6 protein-coding genes are annotated in these 7,176 nt (G+C 68.6%); 3 read left to right on the top strand and 3 right to left on the bottom strand.

Annotation, left to right across the window (positions count from 1 at the left end; genetic code table 11):
- Window positions 1-43: 43 nt before the first annotated feature.
- The 3 genes from RDU12_RS10210 to RDU12_RS10200 form a co-directional block, all read right to left on the bottom strand.
- Complete coding sequence (locus RDU12_RS10210) at window positions 44-2,326, bottom strand: nitric-oxide reductase large subunit (RefSeq protein WP_300292453.1); 2,283 nt, start codon at window positions 2,324-2,326, stop codon at window positions 44-46.
- 139 nt (window positions 2,327-2,465) lie between these two features.
- Entirely contained in the window at window positions 2,466-3,830 is a 1,365-nt protein-coding gene (gene hemN, locus RDU12_RS10205; RefSeq protein WP_308684556.1) for an oxygen-independent coproporphyrinogen III oxidase, read from the bottom strand.
- Between the two features lie 26 nt (window positions 3,831-3,856).
- Window positions 3,857-4,546, bottom strand: coding sequence for an alternative oxidase (locus tag RDU12_RS10200; RefSeq protein ID WP_308684555.1), 690 nt, complete (start codon window positions 4,544-4,546; stop codon window positions 3,857-3,859).
- Window positions 4,547-4,661: 115 nt separating this feature from the next.
- On the opposite strand from RDU12_RS10200, the gene RDU12_RS10195 reads away from it, so the two are divergent.
- From RDU12_RS10195 to RDU12_RS10185, 3 genes are all read left to right on the top strand, one after another.
- Window positions 4,662-6,182 carry a PAS domain S-box protein gene (locus RDU12_RS10195; protein WP_308684554.1) on the top strand — a complete coding sequence of 507 codons (1,521 nt, stop codon included), beginning with the start codon at window positions 4,662-4,664 and terminating at the stop codon, window positions 6,180-6,182.
- Window positions 6,172-6,777 carry a response regulator FixJ gene (fixJ, locus tag RDU12_RS10190; RefSeq protein ID WP_300293159.1) on the top strand — a complete coding sequence of 202 codons (606 nt, stop codon included), beginning with the start codon at window positions 6,172-6,174 and terminating at the stop codon, window positions 6,775-6,777. The genes RDU12_RS10195 and fixJ overlap by 11 nt, the downstream gene beginning before the upstream one ends.
- An 88-nt stretch (window positions 6,778-6,865) precedes the next feature.
- Window positions 6,866-7,176 (top strand): aminotransferase class I/II-fold pyridoxal phosphate-dependent enzyme (locus tag RDU12_RS10185; RefSeq protein WP_308684553.1); only part of this gene is annotated, 311 nt, incomplete at its 3' end.

Raw genomic sequence — 7,176 nt, 5'->3', positions numbered from 1 at the left:
CGGGGAGGGGTTCGCCTCTCCCCGCCCGTAAGCTGCCGGCCCGTTACTCGGCCGGCAGGACCGCCGGCTCGGCGACCGGCTCGACCTCGGGCTTCGGCTTGAGCCCCCCGATCACCAGCCGGGCCGCGAAGACCGCCAGGGTGACGGCCCCCGCCCCGAACACCACGTCGCCCGGGACGCGCATCCAGACGAGGGTCTGGACCAGCGGCGAGTGCAGCACCGCCGGTGAGCGCGCGAACCACATGCCGTGCTCGATGCTGGCGAAGGCCTGCACCACCCCGATCGGCAGCAGCGACATGAACAGCATCATCGCCAGGCCGATGTTCAGCAGCCAGAAGGTCCACGCCAGAAGCTTGTCGCTCCAGGCCTCGCGCCGCGCCAGGCTGCGGAAGCAGAACAGCAGCAGGCCGATGCCCAGCATCCCGTAGACCCCGAACAGGGCCGCGTGGGCGTGGGTCGCCGTCGTGTTCAGGCCCTGGATGTAATAGAGGGCCAGCGGCGGGTTGATCATGAAGCCGAAGACGCCGGCGCCGAGCAGGTTCCAGAAGCCGACGGAGACGAAGAACAGGATCGGCCATTTGTAGGCCTTGACCCACGGGGCGGCCTTCGTATGCCGCCAGTTCTCGAAGGCCTCGAAGCCGACCAGGGCCAGGGGCACGACCTCAAGAGCCGAGAACACCGAGCCGATGGCCATCACCGAGGTCGGCGTGCCGGCGAAATACCAGTGGTGCGCCGTGCCCAGCACGCCGCCGGTCATGAAGACGATGGTGCCGAACACCACCGCCACGTTGGCGACGATCGGACGGACCAGGCCCAGGCGGACGAACAGCAGGCTGATCACCGCGGTGGCGAACACTTCGAAGAAGCCCTCGACCCACAGGTGGACCACCCACCAGCGCCAGTATTCGACCATGCTGATGTGGGTGTGTTTGCCCCACATGAAGCCGGCCGCATAGAACAGGGCGATGGCCACGGTGGACAGGAACAGGATGACCAGCACTGGCTTGGCCTGGGACTTCTCCTTCAGCGCCGGCCACAGGGCCCGGGTCACCAGCAGCAGCCACAGCAGCAGGCCGACGAACAGAAGGCTCTGCCAGAAGCGGCCGAGGTCGATGTATTCCCAGCCCTGGTGGCCGAACCACCAGTTGGTGTCGAGGTCGAAGATCTGCTGCACGCCGAACCATTCGCCGGCCATCGAGCCGAGCACGACGACGACGAGGGCGACCCACAGGACATTGACGCCGAGGGCCTGGAACCGGGGCTCCTTGCCCGAGACGATGGGGGCGATGTAGAGGCCCGTGCCCAGCCAGGCCGTGGCGATCCAGAACACCGCCAGCTGGGTGTGCCAGGTGCGGGTCACGGCGTAGGGAATCCATTCCGAGATCGGAATGCCGTAGAAGTCATGGCCCTCGACCGCATAGTGGGCGGTGACGGCGCCGAGCCCGACCTGAAGCAGGAACAGGGCGATCACGGTCAGGAAATACTTGCCCGCCGCCTTCATCGACGGCGTCGGCTTCATGCCCATCAGCGGATCGGCCGAGGGCGGCTCCAGGTGCTCTTCCTTGGGCTGGCGCGCATGCCAGAAGATCAGGGCGGCGACGCCGATGATCAGCAGCAGGACGCTGGCCACCGACCAGACGATGTTGGCCGGGGTCGGCACGTTGTCGATCAGCGGCTCGTGCGGCCAGTTGGAGGTGTAGGTGATGACGTCGTTCGGGCGTTCGGTCCCCGCGCCCCAGCTGGCCCACCAGTAGAAGGCCGAGATCTGGTTGCGCCGGCTGACGTCCGGCACGGCATTGTTGGCGATGGCGTACTGCTCGCGCAGCGATTCCAGCGCCGGATCGTCGCTCAGCAGGGCGACGTAGTGGGCCTTGACCTCGCGCATGGCGGCGGCCCGGTCGGCCGAGACGGTGATGGTGTCGGTCGCCGGGTCATAGGTGTTGGTGCGCATCTCGCGCTTGACCCGCGCCTTCAGCGCCGCCTGACGTTCGACGTCGAGACTGGCCCAGGACTGGCCGAAGTCGCGTTGCGACCACATCTCCAGCAGGGCCATGGTCTCCCGATGTAGCTGGTCGGCGGACCAGTCGGGGGCGACGTAGCCGCCGTGGCCCCAGATCGAGCCGACCTGCTGGCCGCCCATCGACTGCCAGGCCAGCTGGCCGGTCTGGATGTCTTCCCGGGTCAGCAGCACCGCCCCGGTGGTGTCCACGACCTGCGCCGGTATGGGCGGCGCCTGCCGGTTTATCTCCCGCCCCATCATCCCCAGCACGGCGAACGAACTCGCCATGATCAGGGCGAGGACGATCCAAAGTCTCTTGGTTGTCATCTCACGGTTCCTGCGGCCGTCCGGGACGCCCCCATCCTGGCCTGTTGCATGTCATTCGCGGTCGCGGCTCGCGCCGACGTTGTGCTGGCGCAAACTGCGTAGTTTCCCGGAGGCGGGCGTGAGATCCCGCGGGGCGCGCTCAGACGGCCCGGGCGTGGCGGGCCGGGGCGGCCGGCAGGCGGGCGTCGAAGCACGCCGCCACGACCCGCATGACCCGGTGGGCGTCGGCCGGGATCCGGATGGTCCGACCGGCCACGGCGCACAGGCCGTCAGCCTCCAGCCGGCCGGCGGCCACGATCGAGCCGTCCAGCGCCGCATCGGCGAAGCCATGCGACCGGCAGACCTCGGCCACGTCGACCGTGAGGTCGCACATCAGCCGTTCGATCACCGCCGCGCGCAGCTCGTCCTCCGCATTGACCGCCAGGCGGCGCGCGACCGGCAGGCGGCCGGCCTCGACCTCGCGGCCCCACAGGTCGGTGGTGATGGCGTTCTGGACAAAACCCTCGGCGAATCGGCCGATCGACGACGGGCCGATGGGTACGAGCACGGGCGCCGGATCGTCGGTGTAGCCCTGGAAATTGCGGCGCAGCCTTCCCGCCGCCGCCGCGACGGCCAGCGGATCGTCCGGCAGGGCGTAGTGATCGAGGCCGATGCGGACATAGCCGGCCGCAAGCAGGGTCTCGTCGGCCGCCTCGGCCTGGGCCCAGCGGCCGTCACCGTCGGCGAGATCGGCCTCCTTGATCATCACCTGGTGCTTCTTCATCCACGGAACGTGGGCGTAGCCGAACACCGCCACCCGGTCGGGCCGCAGGGTGACCGCCGCCTCGGTGGAGGCCGCCACATTCTCCGGCGTCTGGCCAGGCAGGCCGTACATCAGATCGAAATTGATCGCGGACACGCCCGCCTTGCGCAGCCGGTCGTTGGCGGCGGCGACCATGTCGAAGGGCTGGACGCGGTTGACCCTGGCCTGGACGTCCGGATCGAAGGTCTGGACGCCGAGGCTGGCGCGGGTCACCCCGGCCTCGCCGCAGGCGTCGATGAAGGCCTCGGTCAGCATGCCGGGATCCAGCTCGGCCGCCACCTCGGCGCCGGGCCGCAGGGCGAACCGGTCGGCCATGTGCCGGACCAGGGCGAGGAAGTCCTCGGGCGACAGGGCGTTCGGACTGCCGCCGCCGAAATGCAGGTGGGCCGCCCCGGCGTGGGGGCCCATGGCGTCGGCCCACAGATCGACCTCCAGCCTCAGGGTCTGGAAGAAGGCCCGGACGCGGTCGTACTCGTGGAAGACGCTGGTGTGGCAGCCGCAGTACCAGCACAGCCGTTTGCAGAACGGGACATGGACATAGGCCGAGATGGCCTCGTCGGGGCGGGTGGCCGCCAGCCACGCCCGCGCCTCCCCCTCGCCGGCGGCGGTCTCGAAGGCGACCGCCGTCGGATAGCTGGTGTAGCGGGGCAGGTTGCGCTCGGCGTGGGACCGCCAGGCGGCAGGGAGGGCGCGGGACGACATGCGGGGATCGGGTCTGTTGTTCGTTGTTACGCCGCCGCCTTCCAGTTGGGCTGCAGCTCGACGTGCACCGGGCAGGGCGCGACCGGGATCGGCGCGGCGCCGGCCAGTTCGTTGGCGAAGCCGTGGTTGACGTCGCGGTGGTGGGCCTCGTCGGCGCGGACCACCAGCACCACGTCACGCAGGGTCGCCTCGGCCGGCAGGTCCCAGTAGCGGAGGGCGATGGCGGGCGCGGCCACGTTCTCGCTGCGACCCTCGTCGATCTCGGCCAGATAGTGGGTGTAGCTGAGGACGGCCTCTTCCTCGAAATAGCCGACCACCCGGTGCGCGGTCTTGGCGGACACCAGATAGAGGCCGAAGAAGAACAGGTAGAAGACCCACTGCACGGCGATGACCATGAAGCGTTCGAACAGGGTCGGCTGCGCCACCTCGATGAAGGTCATCAGGTGCATCCGCTCGTTCTCGGCCTCGTCCATCAGGGTGCGGATCCAGCCGTTGTCGTCCTTCATCCGGCGCAGGGCCTTCAGATGGTTCAGCGTGGCGCCGACCATGCCCGGCACCGCGGCGACCGTCTCCAGCACCACGGCGCGGTGGCCGTAGCGTTTGGCGAAGAAGGTGTCGGCGAAGAAGCGCAGGGCCTTGACGAAGCCGAAGGCGATGCGGTCCGAAAGGCCTTTCGGCGCATGGTGGACGGACAGGTCGACGAGGGGAGCGGTCATGGCGGCTTCCGAAAACTAGGAACTGGAGGGCCGGCGGCCCGATGGCGGTGAAGTAGCCGCCGGCCACGTCTGGTGAAATTCAGGGGTTTCACCTACGGGTTGTTGCGGAGGCACCATGACGACCACCCCTACGGATGCGACGGAGACCCGGACGCCCTGGGACTGGATGCTGGCGACCCGCCACACCGGTTTCGGCCTGGCGGCGGCCGTGCTCGGCTCGGGGCTCGGGCTCGCGGCGCGGCTGGCCATGACGCCCCTGCTGGAAGACCGGCTGGCCCTGCTGTTCTTCGTCCCCGCCGTCGTCGTCGCCGCCGCCCTCGGCGGGGCAGCGCCCGGCGCCCTGGCGACGGTGCTCGGCCTCCTCTGCGGGCTCTACGTCACCTGGTCGACCGGCGCGCTGGCGCTCGGCGACCTGGTCGGGGCGGCCGTCTTCCTGCTGCTGGGCGTCGTGATCACGGCCGGCGGCGAGGCTTTCCAGAACATGCGGTCCCGTTCGGTGGCCGTGCACCGCGACCTGCTGGCCCGCGAGGCGCATCTGCAGTCCATCCTCGCGACCGTGCCTGACGCCATGATCGTCATCACCGAACGCGGGATCATGCAGTCGTTCAGCCCGACCGCCGAACGCCTGTTCGGCTGGGGCGCAGAGGAAGTGATCGGCCAGAACGTCAAGATGCTGATGCCCGAACCCTACCGCGAGCAGCACGACGGATACCTCAACCGCTATCTGACCACCGGCGAGCGGCGCATCATCGGCGTCGGCCGGGTGGTCGTGGGCGAGCGCAAGGACGGGTCGACCTTTCCGATGGAGCTGGCGGTCGGCGAGATGATTTCCGGCGACCAGCGCTTCTTCACCGGCTTCGTCCGCGACCTCAGCGAGCGCCAGCAGACCGAGCAGCGCCTGCAGGAGCTGCAGTCGGAACTGGTCCACATTTCCCGCCTGACCGCGATGGGCGAAATGGCGTCCGCCCTGGCGCACGAGTTGAACCAGCCGTTGTCGGCCATGGCCAACTATCTGAAGGGCTCGCTGCGCCTGCTGGACGCGGAAACCATCGCCCGGGAACGCCTGAAGGACGCCATCCAGAAGGCCGGCGACCAGGCGCTGAGGGCCGGCGACATCATCCGCCGCCTGCGCGATTTTGTCGCCCGCGGCGAGGCCGAACGGCGAGTGGAAAGCCTGCCCAAACTGATAGAAGAGGCCAGCGCCCTGGCGCTGGTCGGAGCCAAGGAACACGGCATTCGCGTGCTGTTCCGCTTCTCACCGGAAGTGGACCTGGTGCTGGCCGACAAGGTGCAGATTCAGCAGGTCGCGCTGAACCTTATCCGCAATGCGATCGAGGCGATGGACGAGTCGAAGAACAGGGTGCTGGAGATCCGGCTCGATCCCGTCGAGGACGAGTACGCCCAGGTCACCGTCGCCGACACCGGGTCCGGCATCAGCCCGGACATCGCCGATCAGCTGTTCCAGCCGTTCGTCACCACCAAACGGACAGGCATGGGCGTCGGCCTGTCGATTTCCCGCACCATCATCGAGGCCCATGGCGGCCGCATCTGGGTCGAGCCGAATCCCGGCGGCGGGACCCGATTCTGCTTTACGCTGCGTTCAGTCGGCGAGGAGGAACTCTACGATGGCGAATGAGCCGATCGTCCATGTGGTCGACGACGATCCCGCGATCCGGGATTCCCTGGCCTTCCTTCTGGACACCGCCAATCTGGTTTCCAGAACCTATGACTCGGCGGCGGCCTTGTTGGCCCATGCGGACAATCTGGCCCCCGGCTGCATCGTCACCGACGTGCGCATGCCTGACATGAGCGGGCTGGAGATGGTCCGGCGGCTGTCCGAAATAGGCGTGCGCCACCCGGTGATTGTCATGACCGGCCACGCCGACGTGCCGTTGGCGATCGAAGCCGTCCGCGCCGGGGTCAAGGACTTCATCGAAAAGCCGTTCGACGACGAAGCCCTGCTGTCCTCCATCCGCTCTGCCCTCGCCGAACAGACGGGCGCCGTCGTCCGGGACGGGCCGGACGCCGAGGTGGTCGAACGTCTCGCCTCCCTGTCCGCCCGCGAGCGTCAGGTGCTGGAGGGTCTGGTGGCGGGTCGCGCGAACAAGGTGATCGCCTATGACCTCGAGATCAGCCCGCGCACGGTTGAGGTCTATCGCGCCAACGTCATGACCAAGATGCAGGCCCGCAGCCTGTCGGAACTGGTGCGGATGACGATCCTCGCCGGCTAGGCGCGCCCCGACGTCAGGGGTTTCCCGGAGGTGACGCCGGCGGACGACGGTGGGAGGAACAGGTTCGATCACTGCGGAATCCAACCTTATGTACGACTACAAGGCCGCCTTCCAGACCGCCGTGGAGCAGGTCAAGAGCGAGGGGCGTTACCGCGTCTTCGCCGATCTGAAGCGCGTGCGCGGCCGGTTTCCGCAGGCCATCCGCCGCCGCGAGGACGGGTCGGAGCAGGACGTCGTGGTCTGGTGCTCGAATGACTATCTCGGCATGGGCCAGCACCCCGCGGTGCTCGAGGCCATGCAGGCCGAGCTCGACGCGGCCGGCGCCGGCGCTGGCGGCACCCGCAACATCTCCGGCACCACCCGTTCGGCGGTCGACCTCGAGGCCGAGCTGGCCAGCTG

Origin of the sequence: Brevundimonas sp. (genome assembly GCF_031082345.1) — a bacterium.
Taxonomy (GTDB): domain Bacteria; phylum Pseudomonadota; class Alphaproteobacteria; order Caulobacterales; family Caulobacteraceae; genus Brevundimonas.
The sequence above is the reverse complement of the archived record's forward strand: the minus strand, read 5'-3'. Positions and strand labels throughout refer to the sequence as shown.